We start from the raw sequence: 16,463 nt of genomic DNA, 5'->3' as shown, positions 1-16,463 counted from the left end.
TCCGCGCAACCGCCTCCCGAACTCGGGTTCTGGCTCAACTTCCGTGAAGCCCGACGCTGAGTGACGACCGAGGCTGGAGCTGACCTTCGGGAAGTTGCCCGAAAATGATCAGTGGTGATCTTGGTGTGGTCGACAGTTCGGCGCCGTGGAAGAGACGGTGCTCCGGTTGGAGGAGCTGCTGTTCTCGTCGATCGCGGACGTTGCGGTGCTGTCGGTGGACGTGAACAACGAGGCGATACGGATCGAGGCCCGCCGGACGACGGCCGGCTCGACGTGTCCGGACTGCGGAACCTGGTCGGGGCGGGTGCACAGCTCCTACCTGCGGTTTCCGGCCGACGTGCCCACGGCGGGGCGGCGGGTGGTGCTGAGCTTGCTTGTCCGCCGGTTCTTCTGCCCGAACGCTTCGTGCGGACGGCGGACGTTCGTCGAGCAGGTGCCGGGGCTGACCCGGCGGCACAGCCGGTGGAGCGAGCGCCTGCGCTCGACGCTGGCCGCGGTCGGCCTCGCGCTCGCCGGCCGGGCCGGCGCACGGATGGCCCGGGTCGTCGGGGTATCCGTCAGCCGCAGCACCGTGCTGCGGCTGGTCGACGCCCTGCCCGAGCCTCAGCCTCCGGCCCCGCGGGTGGTCGGCGTCGACGAGTACGCGATGCGCAAGGGCAGGGTCTACGGGACGGTGCTGGTCGACGTCGAGACCAGGCGCCCTGTGGATCTGCTGCCGGACCGCGAGTCGGCAACGCTGGCGGCCTGGCTCAGCGAACGTCCCGGCATCGAGGTGGTCTGCCGGGACCGCGCCCCCTTCTTCGCCGAGGGAGCGCGGGCCGGGGCCCCGACGGCTCTCCAGGTCGCGGACCGCTTCCACCTCTGGCACAACCTCGGCGAAGCCGCCGAACGATGTGTGTCGCGTCATCGATCCTGTCTACGGGCACCGTTCACCCTGCCTCGACGCGACGCGGCCAAGAACCCTCGGCAACCTGACGGGCAGAACAAATCGCCCTGGCCGACAGGCCACCGGTTCGCCGACCGCACACGCGAGAAACACGCGATCGTCCAGGCGCTGCTGGCCGAAGGTCTCAGCAGACGGGCCATCGGCCGCCGACTCCACATGACACACCGGACGGTCAAACGCCTCGCTGACGCTGCCGCCCCGGAAGACCTCTTCCAAGGGCAGTGGCAGAACCGGCCGACGAGGCTCGATGACTTCAAGCCCTACCTGCATGAGCGGTGGGCGGAAGGCTGCACGAACGCGTGGACGCTCTGGGAGGAGATCAAGGCTCACGGATACGCCGGCGGATACGGAACCGTGCGTGCCTACCTCCGGCCCTTCCGCAGCCCCTCGCGAACGGCGACCCACCCGCCCACGCCCCGGACGGTCACCCGGTGGATCCTCACCCACCCCGACGCCCTTCCGGAGACGGACCGACTCAAACTCAAGTCCGTCCTGGCGCACTGCCCTGAACTGGACGCTCTGACCAGCCATGTCCGCGCCTTCGCTCAGATGCTCACCCAGCTCCAGGGCCACCAGCTCCGCGAGTGGATAGCGGCGGTCCGCACCGACGACTTGCCCAGCATGCACACGTTCATCAACGGCCTCGAACGCGATCTCGACGCCGTCACCGCGGGCCTCACCCTGCACTGGAACTCCGGCGTCGTCGAAGGACACGTCAACCGCATCAAGATGCTCAAACGGCAGATGTTCGGCCGAGCCGGCTTCCGGCTCCTCCGTAAACGCGTCCTGCTCGCGTGACGGAGAGCGACCGCTTCACGGAAGTTGAGCCAGAACCCGAACTCGTCGACATCGACATCCCGGTTCGGCTGACGCCTCCCGCGACCGTCAACAAGTTCTGTCGCGAGTCGTCGAGAAAGCCACCGGCACATGCATGATCCCCGGACCGCATCCCAGCAAGGGCGGCGTCGCCCAGCTCGGCATCCGGCCCGGCGAGCCGGGTCGTGGACCCTTCGGTGTCCACCGCGACGGCCAGGACGACGAGTCCGGACCTCCGGGGTTGCGACGCACAAGACCAGCGGCACACCCAGGCCATCGGCGCGGGCCTTCGACCCGACCCGGAGCTGGCCCTCGCGGCGCTGGAGTGGCAGGTCCCGTTCTCTCCGGGCCCAGTTCCACCGGACGCCTGCGACCCTGGCCCCGACACCGCCCCCTTCACAGAGGTCATCCTCGCCATCACAGGACGCATGACAAACGCACACCGCGCGAGGCTCGGCGGGCGTGCCGTCGATGGACCGGTCATGCTGAATCCGTCCGCCGGTTCGTCCAGGAGAAAGCAGCGGGAGGCGAGCGGGATGCGCGGGAAGAAGGGGATGGAAGGGGGTGCGCGGTCAGACGGTGGGGTGCCTGGCCGCCTGCCGAGGGCTGTGTACGGCAATGAGCTTTTCCGCCTCCAGACCGAGCTGGTCAAGCTCCAGGAGTGGGTGCGGGCCGAGGGCGAGCGGCTTGTGGTGGTCTTCGAGGGGCGTGACGCGGCTGGGAAGGGCGGCACGATCAAGCGGGTCACCGAGCACCTCAACCCGCGCGTCGCCCGTATCGTCGCCCTGCCGGTGCCCACGGAGCGTGAGCGCACTCAGTGGTATTTCCAGCGGTACGTGGAGCAGCTTCCGGCTGCGGGAGAGATCGTGCTGTTCGACCGCAGCTGGTACAACCGGGCCGGCGTCGAGCGCGTCATGGGCTTCTGCACGCCAGAGGAGTATCAGCGCTTTATGCATCAGTGCCCCGTCGTGGAGCGGATGCTGGTGGAGGACGGGATTCTGCTGCGCAAGTACTGGTTCTCGGTGAGTGACGCGGAGCAGGAGTCGCGGTTGCGTAGGCGGCTGGACGATCCGACGCGACGCTGGAAGCTCTCCGCGATGGATCTGGAGTCCTTCACCCGTTGGGAGGCGTACTCCCGGGCGAAGGACGAGATGTTCACGCGCACTGACATCCCGGAGGCACCCTGGTACGTCGTGGACAGCGACGACAAGCGCGCGGCACGCATCAACATGATCGCCCATCTGCTGTCCACCGTGCCTTACGGCGAGGTCGAACCGCCGCGGCTGCGGCTGCCGCCACGGCCAGCGCCCACCGGGTACCGGCGGCCCCCAAGAGACCTCCAGAGGTACGTGCCCGATCACGCGGCCACGCTTCTGCCCCCTCGCTAGGTTGCGGTGCCCCCGCGAGACCGCCGAAGGCCACACCCGTACGGCGCTGCTGCCGGTGCCCAGCCCTGCGCGGTCCGCGTGATCGCGGCCCAGGCGACGCGCAAACGCGGCAAGACCATCGGCGGCGCGGGCGTCACCGACGACGACATGCTCTCCACGGCCCTCCACCTGCGCGACCAGGAGATGAGCCTGCGCGACATCGCCAAGCGACTCGTCATCACCACCGGCGCGAAAAAGGGCCAGCCCTCTGCGGTACCTGTGCCTGCTCCACCACGGCCTGCACGAACTGGGCCCGATGGACGTCGACCTCCCGCCCGGGAAGTTCGAGCACGTGCGCCGCGGCTGGCTTCAGATCCCGGCGCCTGACGGCGGATGACGCGGGACGCGAAGGGCTGAGCCAAGGCCATCAGGATGACCTCGGCGCGCTGAGCCCGTCCCAGTGGCGAATGTTGAAGGCCAGCTCACCCTAGGACACGCTTGTCGGTGTCTGACCGGGTGTCATGGGATCATCGGCACTGCCGCGGAGGGCGGGTCGGGCGGAGAGTCCGTGCCCCGGCGCGCTGGCGCCGGGTTCCGGAACAGCGGGGGCGCTCCGCGAAATTTCTGGTGCGGCACCAGTTACCTCCGCACGGGACCTGAGTCGCTCAGCGGTTCAAGGAACGCTCTGCGACGTGGTGGAGGCGTTCGGCGAAGATCTTCTCGGCTTCCGGGGTGATGGTCCGTAGGGCGACCATGCTGGTGAAGATGACGTCGCAGAGTTCGGCCTGGACATCGTCCCAGGTGTGGCTGTTGCCCTTGCGGGGGTTGGAGCCGGTTACCCCGTGGATGGCCTCGGCGACCTCGCCGGCCTCCTCGCTGATCTTCAGTACGCGCAGGAGGCGGGCCATCTCGGGTGAGACGCCGCTTTCCGCGTCGAGCCACTCGACAAGCCGTTCGATGGTCTCCCAGGTGTCGCGCATGGGGGGGTGCTCCGTGTTCTGTACAGGGTGTCGCGTGGGGACCCTGCGGTCATGGGGCCGCTTCGTGGTCATCGGGTCTGGTGCGTGAGGTGACGCTACCGGGATGTGCGGGGAGCGCGGTGGCGATTCGGGCAGCCGCCTTCGACGGGGTGGTGCTGGTGCCAGGTAGCCAGCACTGTCCGGACGGCTTCCGAGGTTTTGTGCTGCGAGGTGGTGTCGGCCCATTCGTAGGCGTCGTGCTCGGTGAGCCGTACATCGGAGCCGACGGCAGCAGCGGCGAAGTTGAACTGGCGGGTCTTCCGCCCCGAGCCTGAGGTGTAGTCGAAATGTCCCAGGTAGCTGCTGATACCGGTGACGGGTAGCCCTGTCTCTTCGGCGACTTCCCGGTGCACGGCGTCGAGGAGGGTTTCGCCGTTCTCGACGCCGCCGGAGGGCAGCTCCCACAGGTCGCCGAGGAAGTCGCTGGGGGGCCGGTGCAGGAGCAGGACCCGGCCGGCGGGGTCGGCCAGAACCGCGCCGACGACGTGCTTGGTGATGCCGTCGGCGTCAGCGGTGGTGGTGAGCGCCTGGAGCAGGGCGGCGTCGACTGGTGCGGCTGGTGCGATCACAGCAGGTCCTTGTAGTGGCGGGCGACTTTGGCCAGCGCCGCGGCGTAGGCGCCGGCGAGGGCGGAGTCCTCGGGGCGGTGCCAGACCGGCAGCTTGAGCGTGCTGGCGTGCACGCGTGCGGCGCCGCGGCAGTCCCCGAGGGCGGGATCCTGGGCGACAGGGTAGTGGGGGATCAGCTCCCTCGGGGCGTGGAAGAGGGGGTGGTCGCCGACTGGGCGGGTAGAGCCGGGGTGGTCGACCATGGTGGCTCCCTCCGCATGGACCGCGGCCAGGAAGCGCGTGTCCTTCGTCTCACGGCGGGCCGAGTGCGTGCGTGCGCGGGCGATGGTCCGGTGTGCATCGGTGCCGTAGAGGACGGAGTCGCGCAGTGCCTCCCACGCTCTCAGGTGCATTGCGACGGTTTCGGCGTCATCGAGCCACAGCTCGGCGTGCCAGGTCTCGACGATCACCTGCCGGTCGACGTAGATCCAGAAGCCGACGGCGGGTGGCTGCTTGAGGGTGGCAGTGAAGGGCACGATGCCCAGCTCGACGGTGTCCAGGCCGATGACGCCGGCGAGCCGGTCCAGTTGGGCGGCTAGCACCGCCGGCGGGCAGAGCAGCGTACGCAGCACGCCTTCCCACAACAGGATGTGGTAGCGACGTCCGGGCTGGTAGAGCAGTTTCTGTCGCCGTATTCGCGTCCGCACGGCCTCCTTGATGTAGCGGGGCGAGCGGTGCGGTTCGACAGCGCGGGACAGGACGGCGCGGGCATAGTCCGGGGTCTGGAGCACGCCGACGATCTACGACGACTCCCACGCGCGGAGCACGGAGGCTTGTGCCTGGGCCTGGTTGTGCGCATTCTGCACAGGCGCGTGGCCGCCGACGAGTTGGCGGAGCCACGAACGGATGTGGGATTCGAACGGTCTCGGGCTGAGCCATGATCCCTGATGAGCCGACAACCGAGACGCTGGGTCCGGCCCGGGCGGGATTGCGGCGGAGATCAGTTCCTGCCAGGTGGCGTAGTGGGCGGCGGCGAGGAGCAGCAACTGCGCGGCGGCGTAGGCGTCGAAGGTGGCCCGGTGTCGCTGCGCGGGGGCCCGGCTCACGTCCAGCCCGAGGTGCTCGATGAGCGCGTCCAGACCGTGTCCGGGGGCGTCGGGGTAGGTGTGGCGGGTCAGGCGCAGGGTATCGAGCACTCCTGCCGGTTCCCAGCCGGGCAGGTGGCGGGCGAGGACTTGGTAGTCGGTGCTTGCGTTGTGGGCGGCGAACCACGCTCCGTGGAGGGTGTCGCGTACCTCGTCGGCGACGTCTGCCCAGGCCGGGCAGGTGGCGAGCTGGTGGTTGGTGATGCCGTGGATTCGGCTGGCGTGGCCGGTGACGGGGCGGGGCGGTCGGATCAGCCACCAGCCGGCGGTGGTGACGTCCGGTGTGCCGGCACGTAGCGGTAGGGCGGCGACCTCGACCAGGTCGGGTGGGCTGGTTGCCGTCGCCTTCGACGTCGATGACAAGCAGTCGGGACGGCCAAGCTGTGGTGTTCAGGAGGGGCCTCCCTGCCTGAGGGCGGGCCGATGTCGGCGTGGCCGCGTTGCCGGTTGTGAAGGGCGCGAGGACAGCGACTTGGCGCCCGTCCAGCATCCGTGTGCTATCGCGCGATGCAGTAGAGGGCGTGCTGGTTGAGTGCCGCAGCCGAGACGTCATGAGGAAGGCGGGCAACGATGGACTCCCCTTGTTGGCTCCTTCCGCCGTGTGAGGCACATTGACAGGTCGGCCTGTCACTCCCAGCCGTGAAGAGAGACCTGTGGGCCGTTCTCTAGGTATTGGCGGAGGGCGCTGTCGGTGCTCTCGACGAACTCCTCGGGGAGGCTTCTGGTGTGGATCCAGCGCACCTGGGCGTGCTTCTGCGGCTCGCGGTTTTCCGGCTCGCCGGCCCATTCGTGCGCGGTGAAGACAACGGTGAGGAAGCCGTTGGGGGCTTCGACGCCCCAGGCTCCGTGAATGATGTGGGCGACACGGAGCTGCTCCGGTTTGACCGTGACACCAGTTTCTTCGTAGAGCTCGCGTACGGCGGCGTGGGTGATGGGCTCGCCGGGATCTGCCTTGCCGACGGGGAGGTCCCACTTGCCCTGGGCGAACTTGGCGTTGGGGCCGCGCTGGAGGAGCAGGACGCGGTTGGCGGTCTTGTCGTGGAGGATGACTGCGGCGACGAGCAGGGTCATGGATTCGGTGGCGGGCTTGAGGGGGCGGGGAGGGGAGTTGGTATCGGGCTGAGCCACGGTGATCCCTTCGTCGGGCGAACTGGACGGCATGCTAAATCAGCGCCTCGCGGGCGCGGTGGGCGAGATCGGCGGCGCCGGGAACTCTTCGTCGTTGGTAGATCGCCAGGGTGGGGCGGATCGAAACGATGGCTTTTCGGGTGCGTTCGGAGGTCATGCCGTCCATCAGGTCCAGTGCGGTGCTCCAGGCGGCGATGGCTTCGTCGGCGCGGGCTTGGGCTGCGAGGCTGTCGCCGAGGTCGGCGTGGGTGAGGGCGTGGACGCGTTTGTACTTCTGGGGGTCCCAGCGGTCCAGGGCGTCGCGGTGCTGTTGTTCGGTGCCGATGTGGTCGGCGAGGTCGGTGAGGGTGCGGGCGGTGTGGCTGGCGACGGTGCCGGCGGCTGGGCCGGAGACGAGTGAGTAGCTGGGCTGTGGTCTGTCCTCGCGTAGCAGGGCGTCTTCGGCTGCTAGGAGGGCGCGTGCAGCGGCGGTCTTTTCCTTGGTGGCGGCGAAGGCGCGGGCGTGGGTGATGTGCAGCAGGGCTTCGGTCTGGCCGTCGATGTGGCCCAGGCCGGTGGCGAGGGCGGCTTCGGCGAGGTCCACGCAGTGGTGGGGTTGTTTGAGGCTGAGGGCTTGGTGGGCCAGGGTGCGCATCATCCAGGCGGCGTGGGCGTGTGGGTCGGCTTCGCAGGCCAGGCGGTATCCGGCTTGGTAGTAGCGCTGGGCTGTGCCTTCGTGGCCGAGATCGTGGTGCTTCCAGCCGGCGAGGTAGGCGAGTTCAGCAACGGCGCCGAAGGCGGCGCGGCGTAAGGCGTCGTTGCGGAAGCGGCCTCGGAGCATGGGGGCGGCGGTGTCGGCAAGGTAGGCGGCGACGGTAGTCAGTCCGTGGCCACCGCCCAGGCGTTCGTCGGCGGCGCTGAAGGCGGCGGTGATTTGGCGGACGACTTCGACGTCTCCTGCGCCGACCAGGGTGCCACCGGTACGGGTGCGCATAAGGCGGGATGCGGCTGCGTGGTCGTAGCCGAGCGGCATCGCCACTCCGGCGACAGTGAAGGCGGCCACGGCCAGATGCCGGTGGCGCTCGACGTCGGCCCGGCCGAGATCAGCGGCGGCGACGATGGGATCGGCGTCGTGGTCGAGTGCCGCGTCACCGCCGCCGGCGAAGCCGAACTCTGCCGGGGTGACGACGCGCCTGAGGCGACGGGACAGAGCCTCGGCGAGATAACGGTCCGTCTGACCCGTGGGGCTGCGGGTGCCGTTGGCCCAGTGGGAGATCGCGGACTTGTTGGTCTGGATGATCTCGCCGTTCTCGGCGGCGACACGGCGCACATCGCGCGCCAGGGCGTCCAGCGTGCAGCCGGCCTCGGCGATGGCCGCCTGGAGGCGGGCGTTGGGCTGCTTCGGAGCGTTCACGACCCTCCCCGATCGCGAGGCTGTAAACCGCGTATACCGCCTAGCCGGCACTCCACCGTACCCACTGTGCGTAGCGGCCGGTTCACTAATTGGCAGGCCGCCCGGTGCGAGACTCACCAGTCGCCGACCACGCTCCCCCGCTTGGGCCGGGCGGCTTCCCACCATCCGCAAGGCGCCGGCCTGAGCGATGTGACGCTGCTCAGGTCCCGCCCGAGGAGAGACGGAGAGACCGCAGTGACGACCATCGACACCACGGCCATTTCGGTCGACTTACCGCAGGCGCTCGATGAGCGCTGGAGCCGACTGCCCGGCATCCAGGTCGACGGCACCCGGCTGACCATCGACCCGGCGGATTACTTCTTCCGGTTCGAGTCGAACACCTGGCTCGTCGCCGACTGGCAACTGGTCACCGACCAACTGCTCGGCGCGCAGGAGACCACGGAGAGCGCCGTCGAGCAGATGGCGCTGCAGTTCATCAAGGAACACGCCGCCTCGACCTCCGACGCGGCTCTGGTGCTGCGGACGGCGTACGAGGTGTATGCGTACCTGTTCCGCGAAGAGCACCTGACCGGCCTCGGGCTGCCGCAGATCACCCCGGCCCATCTGCGGATGCTGCGCGAGGCCGCCACGCTGATGGCGCTGAACAAGGTCGAGCTGGACGGGCACATCTCCAACGTCGGCCCGTGCTGGTTCTTCCCCGCCGCCACCTCCGTCGTCTTCGACCTGGACGACGAGATGGGCGGGATGCTGGACGAGGTCTACCACGGCGGCTGGTTCAACGAGCACCGCCGCATCGAGTCCATCAAGGCCCACGCCGCGCTCGGCGGCCGACTGGTGCACGGCTGCCAGTCCGTGCCCGACCAGACCGGTGGCGTCGTCGCGCCCTACGGCGCCTCCATGAACGCCTTCCGCGACGACCTGGCTGACTTCAAGACCGGCTGGATCGAACAGGTCTACGCCCACCGCGTCACCCCGGCCGCGTAACTCGCACCGCAGTACAGGCTTCGGGGCTGGCACACTCGCCAGCCCCGAAGCCCTCCACCTCACCATCGGAGCCCCACCCATGGACGAGACGCTGATCACCAAGCTCTTCACCGACCTGTGCGCCACCGTCGGGCAGCCCGCAGCCAAGCGGGAGGAGGTGCGCGTGTGGTCGATGTCGGGGGTAGAGCGATTGAACTTCCCCGACGGCAGCACCGCCATCTTCAAGTACGCCACCCGCCCCTTCGACACCGAGGACCGTGCCCTGCGTCAGGCCCGCGCCCGCGACATCCCCGTTCCCCAGGTCTTCGCCTCCACCACCCGCAAGGAATGGCTGGGCATGTTCCTCGAAGACCTCGGCCCCGCCACACGCGAGGCCAACGACCTCGACGGCGCCGCCGCCGCCGCGACCCTGCACGCCGCGCCCAGGGCCGGCGCCGTGCCCGTGCTCGACGAGGAGGGCCTGCGGGCACTGCCCGGCCGCGCCACCGACCACCTGCGACGACTGCGTGAGGCGGGCCGCTGGAGCGACACACACGACGTCGCCGGTGGCCTGGACGCCCTCGCCGGCGCCGCGGAGGCGCGTGCTGCCGGGGCCACGCTGGAGCCGTTCGGCTGGGTGCACTCGGAGTTTCACCCCACCAGCCTGCACATCGGCACCACCGGCTGGCGGCTGCTGGACTTCGCCCGTGCCTTCACCGGCCCCGGCCTGCTGGACCTGGCCAGTTGGCACGGCACCCTCGACGCCCCCGACACGGGCCGCACCCGTGTCTTCCTGGAGACCTACGTGGCCGAGGGCGGACACCAGGAGGCGCTGGCCGACCGCGGTGGGCTGGCGGCGGAAGCGTGGGCGTTGGGCTGGCACCGCGTCTGGATCATCGAGTGGTTCCTGGAACAGGCCGTGCGCTGGGTCAACGACCCGGCCACCGATCCCGCCTACCTCAAGGTCGTACGCCGACACCTGAACGACGCCGTACGACTGCTGGAACCCTGACATGCCCACCCACCCGTCCCCGTGGTTCGCCCACGCTGCCCAGCGCACCGCCGCCGGCCCCGCCAAGCCGCTTCCGCCCCCGGCACGCATGGAGTGGACCACCCGCCCCGGCCAAGGACCCGGCGACGAGATCCTCGGCACCGACCTGCACCAGCGCCAGGTGCTGGAACTCGGCTGCGGCCCCGGCCACAACATCGCCTACCTGGCCGTCCGCCGCGGCGCCCACGTCACCGGCGTCGACCTGGTCGGCCTGCAGATCCGCAGGGCCCGCTCGCACTACGGACACATCAGTGGCGCCACCTTCGTCGCCGGTCACGCCCTGCACTTCCTTCAGGCGTCCCAGCAGCAATACGAAGCGATCTACTCGGTGTTCGGAGCCATCGGCCTCGTCATGCCGAACCTTCTCCTCCCGGCTATCGCCGCACACCTCAAACCCGGCCGGACCCTCGCCTTCTCCGTGCCGCACCCCGCACGCCGGGGCCGCCGACCGGCCGCAGACGACCACCCCCGGCGGGACTTCGTGACCCTGCCCGATTACACCCGCCTGCCGCTCGACCGTTGGGAGTTCGACGCCGCGCGCTGGGCAGACCACCTTGCCGATGCCGGCCTTGCCCTGAACCACACCCAGGAGTTCGACGACCCCCGCCTCGGCCACTGGCCGACCACCCTTCTGATCGCCGCGCGCAAGCAGTGAGCGTCACACCCTCACCCACGAGCCCCGGAGGTAGAAATGCCCCCGCCCCACCTGCTGCTCGATATCGACGGCGTCCTCATACCCTTCCCCGACACCGACGGCAGCACCCCTCACACCCACCGCTGCCACGACGTCCTCCCGACCGGACGGGCTACCGACGACCCCGTCACCGTCTGGCTCAACCCCGCACACGGCCCACTGATCCGCGACCTACTGGAAACCGGGCTGGTCACCCCGGCCTGGTGCACAAGCTGGCGCCAAGACGCCACCCGACTCATCGCACCGCTCCTCGGCCTGCCCGCCTTCCCCCACCTCGACCTCCCCCGGCTACCGATCACCACCAGCCGCCCCAACGGCTACCTCTGGAAACGCGACTACGTCGACCAGTGGCTCAAGGACACCCCGGCCGCCTGGATCGACGACGACTTCACCGCCCTCGACCACGAATGGGCAGCCCACCGCACCGCAGCAGGAACACCAACACTGCTCGTCCAACCCAACCCCCGACAAGGACTACACCCCGCACACATCCAAGCGATCAAACAGTGGGCCGAACAGCCGAAATCCACGGATCGCAAAGTTGCATGACCAGCGAGCAGAACCGGCCCTCGGCCGCGTCGCCTCCTCCCGCTCACCCGCCCCTGGCCCGACTGCCGCTGCCTGCTCACCTACACCACCACCGGCGCCGTCAAGGCACGACTCGCCCGTGGGCGTGCTACCCGTGCCGAGTTGGATTACCCCGAGTTGCCGCTGACGGTCGCCTGAGCCCACCACCCCAAGGCCCTCCACACCGCTACGGTCACGAGGACGCCTGCGTCCGGCTGGGTGACTGCACCGACTAGTCCGCCCGCATCGGCGGCTCCAGCCCTCCAACTCGTCCGCAGACCGTCCGGTCTTAGCGCAGTTGGAGGACCATGACGTCGTACAGAGGGGCGTCGGGGAAAGGTAGCTTCTCACCGACTTGTTGGTAGCCCCAGCGCTCGTACATTGCCCGTAGCCTCGGTCGCTCGCGGCGGACCAGAAGCTCGGCTCGCTCCTCCTGGCGGTGGCGCACTAGTTCGTCATGCATGAGCTTGGAGACGCCGCGGCCGCGCCACTGCGGAAGGAGCATGTTCTCGCAGACCATGAAGGTGGTGTGCTGGTTACGAGCCGTGAAGCCGTACGTGAATCCGGCCGCACGCTTGTCGACTTCGGCAATGACGCAGCCCCAGCCGCCGGCGGAGCTATGGCCAGCCAACCGCTCCTGCCAGCGCTCCATGGAGAAGAACGGGTCGTTCGCGATGTCGTCGGCGTACACCTGGGCGTAGACATCGAGCAACGTGCCGCGGATCTCGTCCAGATGCCCGGCCGTGTAGTAGCCCGTCGTCAGCAGATCCACGCTCATGCGGCCACCGCCTTGTAACGGTCGGAGAAGTCAGTGGCGCCTGGCGCGCCGCTGTCGATCAAGCCGTCGCGGAACTCCGCCAATCTCATCACGACTCGCGGGCTGCGCACCTGCGGCAACAGGTTCAGCGCTCGGTCACCGGAGGCAATCGCCTCGTCGGCCTCACCGGCAGCCAGCAGTGCACGCGCTACGCGTGTGTGTGCGGCGAGCAGGTTGCGCCACAGCTTGGTCGACTCGATCACGGCCAGCGACTTGCGTGCGGAATCGACGGAATTGGTGTGCTGTCCGAGGTCGCGGTAACACAGAGCCGCCGAACTGTGGATCTCGCCTGCGTTGTAAAAGCGGAGCCAGCGCTGTTCGCTCGGGCGGTGTTGGTCGTATGTCTGTTCAGCACGGAGTAGCGATCGTCCGCACCAGCCTCTTTCGTCCTGGAGGGCGTGGCCCTGTGCGACGCGGCTGTGTAGCAGGCTGGAGAGGTGTCCGTCGCGTCGACCGCGTGTTTCGTCCAGTGCCGCGCGCGCGATCGAGACTGCTTCTCCTCCGTGCCCGAGGTGGTATGCCTGGTGCGACATCGAGGACCAGACGCGGGCCTGGAGCTGCCTGTCGCCTGCGAGCAAGGCGTAGCGAAGGCCGGCGTCCCACCAGCGTCGTGCTGTGTCCTGCTGCCTGGAGTCGAACGCGAACCAACCAGCGGACGTAGCCATCCCCCCGAGGGCTTGGTACAGGGCAGTCTGCACGCGGCTGCCGAAGCTACACCGACGAGCGGAGTGCTCCACGTACTCGATGTACCGGGCAGCCGCTTCGCTGAGTTGGGCTCCGCCATATTGGTCGTCGAGCTGGTGTAACCGGTCCGCTGTCATGTAGATGCGCCGGACGTCGGCCATGCCGAGGCGCCCCGAGTCCGGCAGCGTGGGCAGAACGATCATGGACCCGGTCAGACCGAGGACGAAGGTGCGGCGTTGCACGGATAGATCCTGAAGGTGGGTGGGTGCTGTTGCTCGCACATTACGCCCGCGTGGTGCCGATTGTGGAGGCGGCCGGAAGCCGAGTTCCGTCGCGCGCTGGCCGAGGACTGCTTCCAGTGGCAGCCGGGTGGGATCGCGGGGCCAGGTGACTTCGCCCGTCAGCAGGCGGCGCACCTGGCGATCGCTGCAACGGCCCGGTGTGCCGTACAGCTCCTCGTGCGCTTTGTTGATGGCTTCTGCCAGGTCATCCTGCGTGTAGCCGCTCTTCTCGATAGCGCGCTGTAACTGCGTGTTGGGGCGGAACGGCATCGGGCATCAACTCCTGTGACCCATGCCACAGTAGTTGGCTCGTCACCGGGTGTGGAGAGAACCGTCCGGTCCCCATGAAGTAACTGCCCGCGCATCGTCCTGTCCGCGGACGGCCCTGCCACGGCACCGTGTTCACACGACGTGATGCCAGTCACTCCGCTCACGCACCGCCGTTGGCTGAGCACGTCATCGCCGAGCCGTAGAGCGCACTCGACATCGCAAGCCGCGGCCGGCCTTAACGAGGCAGACCAGGCCAGGAGAGGTTGGCGATGTTCAGCGCCAGAGGCAACCCCCAGCAGGGATCTACGGTCGCCGCGTACGCTGCCGCGCCGCCGGCTGACGTGCGCATGGGACACCAGTCGCACCCGTGGCTCGGTCACCTGGTGGTCGACGCCGAACACGGCGGACGTGTCGGCGTTCTACGGGCTGTGGCGCCCGACGTGGACGACATCCGTCTGGAGCCGATCTTCAGGGTGCCGGAGGCGCCGCCGGTCGCGTGGCTCCAGGAGGAGCGGGGCGGGAAGGAGTGGACGACCCCCCTCACCGCGATCGGAGAAGTCCCCGCTGGCGACACCCAGGGGACACCGCGTGAGCACAGCGTGGACGAGGGCGGTAGGGAGGGCGGGGGCCGTGTGTAGTCATCAACCGCGCTGTCCTGGCGCGGAGTCGCCTGGCCGTGACGCGGCACGGCGCGTGAGGCGTGACTGGTCGCTGGGCTTCAGCCTCCTGTGCAACGGCGTCTATCTCTTCGATGACACCGGCGAGTTGCTTCCCGACGGTCGCGTGATCAGCCCCCGCCGCCCCTGGGGGGCGCTATGACACCGCGGGAGCCGTACTACCAGCACGGCCTGCGGGTGCCGGCGATTGCACCGTGGACGGGCGAAGCCTCGCTCTCGGCGCAGGTGACGCGGCGGTGGCTTCCGCTTCTCGGCGGCGAGGGGATCGGGTATGTGGATGAGCAGCCGAGCGACCGCCATCGTGGCCTGCTGTGGAATCGGGTGCCGGAGGCGGAGGGCAAGGGGAGTGCGCGGCTCGGTCTCGTACACGGGCCGCGCCAGCGTCGGGCAATGAACGAGAAGCTGTGCCAGGTCTGCTTCGCCCCGGCCGCGCCCGCGGGTGAGCCGCTGCTGTTCCTGGCCGCCGGGGCACACCCATCACGGCCGGGGAACGCATGACCCAGCCCCCTGTCCACAAGGAATGCGCTGAGGAGGCCGTGCGCGACTGCCCTCATCTGGGCGATGTCTACTCCGCTGCGCTGGTGGAGCGCACGTCGAGCTGGGGTGTCGCGGGCCTCATCTACCACCCGCAGACGCTGGAGCCCATGCCCGGCCAGCAGAAGGACGGCCTCACCCTGGTCCCTTACACCAGCCCCGCTGCACGGCTGCGGTGGACCCTGGCGGCCCAGGAAGTCATCACCGTTCACCGCTGCACGCGGGTGCGCCTGGACGAACTCCCCACCGAGAGCGAGGCCGCGGGCGTCCGCGGCTTAGAGCCCGGGACGGGAGCTGCCCGGTGCCCATAGTCGACGCCCTGGTTGCACGCGCCGCCGCATCACGGGGGTCCCGTTTCCGGCGTGTGCCGGCCTTCCCGTCGCACCGGTACCGGTGTTGTAGACCCCGCCCTGCTGGGCGTTGAAGCCCCTGCTGCCCGCCGGATGCCGGACCCTCACCTTCCCGGAGAGGACCCATACCCCTGGGGTCCGTGGTCCTTCCCGGCGGGCAGCAGGTCACCACCGCGGCGCGGTGGATCCCCCAACCGCTGTACCAGTTACGTCTTTTGGAGTTCTGTTTCTCATGTCCCCTGCCAGCCCGATCCTGCCCTGTCACTACGCGGGGTCAGCGCATGACGACCTCGCACGGCAGGTCGCCCGGATCGCCTCGCAAATCGCGCCGGTCGTCGAAGACGCCACGGCGTTACGGCTGCCCCCGGGTGTCGAGATCCATCTCGTTACGCGCCGGGGCTGGATCCGGCGCACGCGCAAGTACGCCGAGCGGATCGCCCGCGAGGACCTGGCGGCCTATGGGCCGGACCGTGCTGCGCTGACGTGGCTCAACCGCAGGCTCAAGGCTGACAAGACCAGTTGGCTGGACATCGCGTCCACCCTCCACACCGAGCATGGCCCGGCACGGGTGCTGCTGTGTCCGCTCGGTTTGAAGCACGCCGGCTGGTACCACCACCAGCCCCGCCTGGTCGAGGTGATCGTGCGCGAGCTGTGCCAGGTCGCCCAGCACCACGCCAGCTCCGACACGCTCCTGGGCGCCGTCAACACCTCGATGGCGACCCGGCGCGGGGTTTCCGACCGTGCGCTGCGGCCAGTGGTGCAGGGCCACGCGACCTGGTGCGCCGAGAAGGTGATGGCCGAACGGTACGGCGAGCACACCAGGGGCGGGCTGACGAAGCCGCCGAGCCGCCGTCACGCCCGACGAGCCCGCAGTGCCGGATGCCGTCAGGAGCGCCGCGACAACGACGCCGGGACCGGGTTCGTCACCCACGTGCTGACCGGCGCTGGGAAGCGGCCGGCGCTCGACGTCGGGCAGTTCAACGTGCTGTTCAGCGCCTTCACGCTGATGCCGTCGCCGGCGGAGCTGGCCGCGCCGGACACCTGGCTTGATCGTGTCCAGCCCGTCTGGGACCGGGACCACAGCGCTCGATGAGCCGGTGCAGGAGCCGCGTCCGCTGCTGCCTGCACGGGCCAAGGGGCAAGGCCCGGGCACACCCTGCGAAGCGGTCCGGCAGAACCCCCACTCGCATAACCCCCTGTACTTGTAAGGAGC

20 protein-coding genes are annotated in these 16,463 nt (G+C 69.1%); 12 read left to right on the top strand and 8 right to left on the bottom strand.

Going from position 1 to position 16,463, the window contains the following annotated elements; translation table 11 throughout:
• Positions 1-145: 145 nt before the first annotated feature.
• The 3 genes from CXR04_RS16740 (at position 146) to CXR04_RS35920 (ending at position 3,516) form a co-directional block, all read left to right on the top strand.
• A complete protein-coding gene (locus tag CXR04_RS16740; protein WP_234379988.1) occupies positions 146-1,744 on the top strand; it encodes an ISL3 family transposase in 1,599 nt (532 codons plus the stop codon).
• 572 nt (positions 1,745-2,316) lie between these two features.
• Positions 2,317-3,150, top strand: coding sequence for a polyphosphate kinase 2 (gene ppk2, locus CXR04_RS16735; protein WP_101426413.1), 834 nt, complete (start codon positions 2,317-2,319; stop codon positions 3,148-3,150).
• Between the two features lie 78 nt (positions 3,151-3,228).
• The gene (locus CXR04_RS35920) at positions 3,229-3,516 is read left to right on the top strand and encodes a hypothetical protein (protein ID WP_234380268.1); all 288 of its coding nucleotides are present in this window, start codon (positions 3,229-3,231) and stop codon (positions 3,514-3,516) included.
• Positions 3,517-3,794: 278 nt separating this feature from the next.
• On the opposite strand, the gene CXR04_RS16725 is transcribed toward CXR04_RS35920, so the two are convergent.
• The 6 genes from CXR04_RS16725 to CXR04_RS16700 all read right to left on the bottom strand — a co-directional run bounded on the left by CXR04_RS16725 (position 3,795) and on the right by CXR04_RS16700 (position 8,362).
• Positions 3,795-4,109 carry a MazG-like family protein gene (locus CXR04_RS16725; protein ID WP_101423213.1) on the bottom strand — a complete coding sequence of 105 codons (315 nt, stop codon included), beginning with the start codon at positions 4,107-4,109 and terminating at the stop codon, positions 3,795-3,797.
• A 95-nt stretch (positions 4,110-4,204) separates the two neighbouring features.
• Positions 4,205-4,717: an NUDIX hydrolase gene (locus CXR04_RS16720; RefSeq protein WP_234380267.1), complete on the bottom strand. Its 513-nt coding sequence runs from the start codon at positions 4,715-4,717 to the stop codon at positions 4,205-4,207.
• Entirely contained in the window at positions 4,714-5,487 is a 774-nt protein-coding gene (locus CXR04_RS36915) for a DUF5753 domain-containing protein (RefSeq protein WP_442802383.1), read from the bottom strand. Before CXR04_RS36915 ends, CXR04_RS16720 begins: the two co-directional genes overlap by 4 nt.
• A 9-nt stretch (positions 5,488-5,496) precedes the next feature.
• On the bottom strand, positions 5,497-6,204 hold the full coding sequence (locus CXR04_RS36910) for a 3'-5' exonuclease (protein ID WP_442802382.1): 708 nt from the start codon (positions 6,202-6,204) through the stop codon (positions 5,497-5,499).
• A 264-nt stretch (positions 6,205-6,468) separates the two neighbouring features.
• A complete protein-coding gene (locus CXR04_RS16705; RefSeq protein WP_101423211.1) occupies positions 6,469-7,002 on the bottom strand; it encodes an NUDIX domain-containing protein in 534 nt (177 codons plus the stop codon).
• Between the two features lies 1 nt (position 7,003).
• Positions 7,004-8,362 carry a transcriptional regulator gene (locus tag CXR04_RS16700; RefSeq protein ID WP_101423209.1) on the bottom strand — a complete coding sequence of 453 codons (1,359 nt, stop codon included), beginning with the start codon at positions 8,360-8,362 and terminating at the stop codon, positions 7,004-7,006.
• A gap of 234 nt (positions 8,363-8,596) precedes the next feature.
• Between CXR04_RS16700 and CXR04_RS16695 the strand changes: the two genes are divergently transcribed.
• The 4 genes from CXR04_RS16695 (at position 8,597) to CXR04_RS16680 (ending at position 11,619) form a co-directional block, all read left to right on the top strand.
• Positions 8,597-9,346 carry a hypothetical protein gene (locus CXR04_RS16695; RefSeq protein WP_101423207.1) on the top strand — a complete coding sequence of 250 codons (750 nt, stop codon included), beginning with the start codon at positions 8,597-8,599 and terminating at the stop codon, positions 9,344-9,346.
• Between the two features lie 79 nt (positions 9,347-9,425).
• The gene (locus CXR04_RS16690; RefSeq protein ID WP_101423205.1) at positions 9,426-10,337 is read left to right on the top strand and encodes a phosphotransferase; all 912 of its coding nucleotides are present in this window, start codon (positions 9,426-9,428) and stop codon (positions 10,335-10,337) included.
• A gap of 1 nt (position 10,338) precedes the next feature.
• Positions 10,339-11,031 carry a class I SAM-dependent methyltransferase gene (locus tag CXR04_RS16685; RefSeq protein ID WP_101423203.1) on the top strand — a complete coding sequence of 231 codons (693 nt, stop codon included), beginning with the start codon at positions 10,339-10,341 and terminating at the stop codon, positions 11,029-11,031.
• 36 nt (positions 11,032-11,067) lie between these two features.
• A complete protein-coding gene (locus CXR04_RS16680) occupies positions 11,068-11,619 on the top strand; it encodes an HAD domain-containing protein (protein WP_101423201.1) in 552 nt (183 codons plus the stop codon).
• Positions 11,620-11,926: 307 nt separating this feature from the next.
• On the opposite strand, the gene CXR04_RS16675 is transcribed toward CXR04_RS16680, so the two are convergent.
• Both CXR04_RS16675 and CXR04_RS16670 read right to left on the bottom strand, forming a co-directional pair.
• Positions 11,927-12,415, bottom strand: coding sequence for a GNAT family N-acetyltransferase (locus tag CXR04_RS16675; protein ID WP_101423199.1), 489 nt, complete (start codon positions 12,413-12,415; stop codon positions 11,927-11,929).
• The gene (locus CXR04_RS16670; RefSeq protein ID WP_159072337.1) at positions 12,412-13,689 is read right to left on the bottom strand and encodes a tetratricopeptide repeat protein; all 1,278 of its coding nucleotides are present in this window, start codon (positions 13,687-13,689) and stop codon (positions 12,412-12,414) included. The genes CXR04_RS16675 and CXR04_RS16670 overlap by 4 nt, the downstream gene beginning before the upstream one ends.
• A 269-nt stretch (positions 13,690-13,958) precedes the next feature.
• On the opposite strand from CXR04_RS16670, the gene CXR04_RS16660 reads away from it, so the two are divergent.
• The 5 genes from CXR04_RS16660 to CXR04_RS16645 all read left to right on the top strand — a co-directional run bounded on the left by CXR04_RS16660 (position 13,959) and on the right by CXR04_RS16645 (position 16,343).
• A complete protein-coding gene (locus CXR04_RS16660) occupies positions 13,959-14,327 on the top strand; it encodes a hypothetical protein (protein WP_101423193.1) in 369 nt (122 codons plus the stop codon).
• Positions 14,320-14,508 (top strand): DUF5999 family protein, encoded by a 189-nt coding sequence (locus CXR04_RS35915; RefSeq protein ID WP_101423191.1) that lies wholly within the window; start codon positions 14,320-14,322, stop codon positions 14,506-14,508. The genes CXR04_RS16660 and CXR04_RS35915 overlap by 8 nt, the downstream gene beginning before the upstream one ends.
• Positions 14,505-14,864, top strand: a complete 360-nt coding sequence (locus tag CXR04_RS34860) for a hypothetical protein (RefSeq protein WP_159072336.1) — start codon at positions 14,505-14,507, stop codon at positions 14,862-14,864. Before CXR04_RS35915 ends, CXR04_RS34860 begins: the two co-directional genes overlap by 4 nt.
• On the top strand, positions 14,861-15,211 hold the full coding sequence (locus CXR04_RS16650) for a hypothetical protein (RefSeq protein WP_101423189.1): 351 nt from the start codon (positions 14,861-14,863) through the stop codon (positions 15,209-15,211). Before CXR04_RS34860 ends, CXR04_RS16650 begins: the two co-directional genes overlap by 4 nt.
• Positions 15,212-15,482: 271 nt before the next feature.
• A complete protein-coding gene (locus tag CXR04_RS16645; RefSeq protein ID WP_101423187.1) occupies positions 15,483-16,343 on the top strand; it encodes a hypothetical protein in 861 nt (286 codons plus the stop codon).
• Positions 16,344-16,463 lie beyond the last annotated feature (120 nt).

The organism is Streptomyces sp. CMB-StM0423 (assembly GCF_002847285.1).
Taxonomy (GTDB): domain Bacteria; phylum Actinomycetota; class Actinomycetes; order Streptomycetales; family Streptomycetaceae; genus Streptomyces.
The sequence above is the reverse complement of the archived record's forward strand: the minus strand, read 5'-3'. Positions and strand labels throughout refer to the sequence as shown.

Excerpts from the sequence above, each read along its gene's own strand:
- CXR04_RS16675 (WP_101423199.1), bottom strand. The coding sequence starts at position 12,415 with ATGAGCGTGGATCTGCTGACGACGGGCTACTACACGGCCGGGCATCTG.
- CXR04_RS16705 (WP_101423211.1), bottom strand. The coding sequence starts at position 7,002 with ATGCCGTCCAGTTCGCCCGACGAAGGGATCACCGTGGCTCAGCCCGAT.
- CXR04_RS34860 (WP_159072336.1), top strand. The coding sequence starts at position 14,505 with ATGACACCGCGGGAGCCGTACTACCAGCACGGCCTGCGGGTGCCGGCG.
- CXR04_RS16685 (WP_101423203.1), top strand. The coding sequence starts at position 10,339 with ATGCCCACCCACCCGTCCCCGTGGTTCGCCCACGCTGCCCAGCGCACC.
- CXR04_RS16650 (WP_101423189.1), top strand. The coding sequence starts at position 14,861 with ATGACCCAGCCCCCTGTCCACAAGGAATGCGCTGAGGAGGCCGTGCGC.
- CXR04_RS16725 (WP_101423213.1), bottom strand. The coding sequence starts at position 4,109 with ATGCGCGACACCTGGGAGACCATCGAACGGCTTGTCGAGTGGCTCGAC.
- CXR04_RS16680 (WP_101423201.1), top strand. The coding sequence starts at position 11,068 with ATGCCCCCGCCCCACCTGCTGCTCGATATCGACGGCGTCCTCATACCC.
- CXR04_RS16670 (WP_159072337.1), bottom strand. The coding sequence starts at position 13,689 with ATGCCGTTCCGCCCCAACACGCAGTTACAGCGCGCTATCGAGAAGAGC.
- CXR04_RS16690 (WP_101423205.1), top strand. The coding sequence starts at position 9,426 with ATGGACGAGACGCTGATCACCAAGCTCTTCACCGACCTGTGCGCCACC.
- ppk2 (WP_101426413.1), top strand. The coding sequence starts at position 2,317 with ATGGAAGGGGGTGCGCGGTCAGACGGTGGGGTGCCTGGCCGCCTGCCG.
- CXR04_RS16645 (WP_101423187.1), top strand. The coding sequence starts at position 15,483 with ATGTCCCCTGCCAGCCCGATCCTGCCCTGTCACTACGCGGGGTCAGCG.
- CXR04_RS16660 (WP_101423193.1), top strand. The coding sequence starts at position 13,959 with ATGTTCAGCGCCAGAGGCAACCCCCAGCAGGGATCTACGGTCGCCGCG.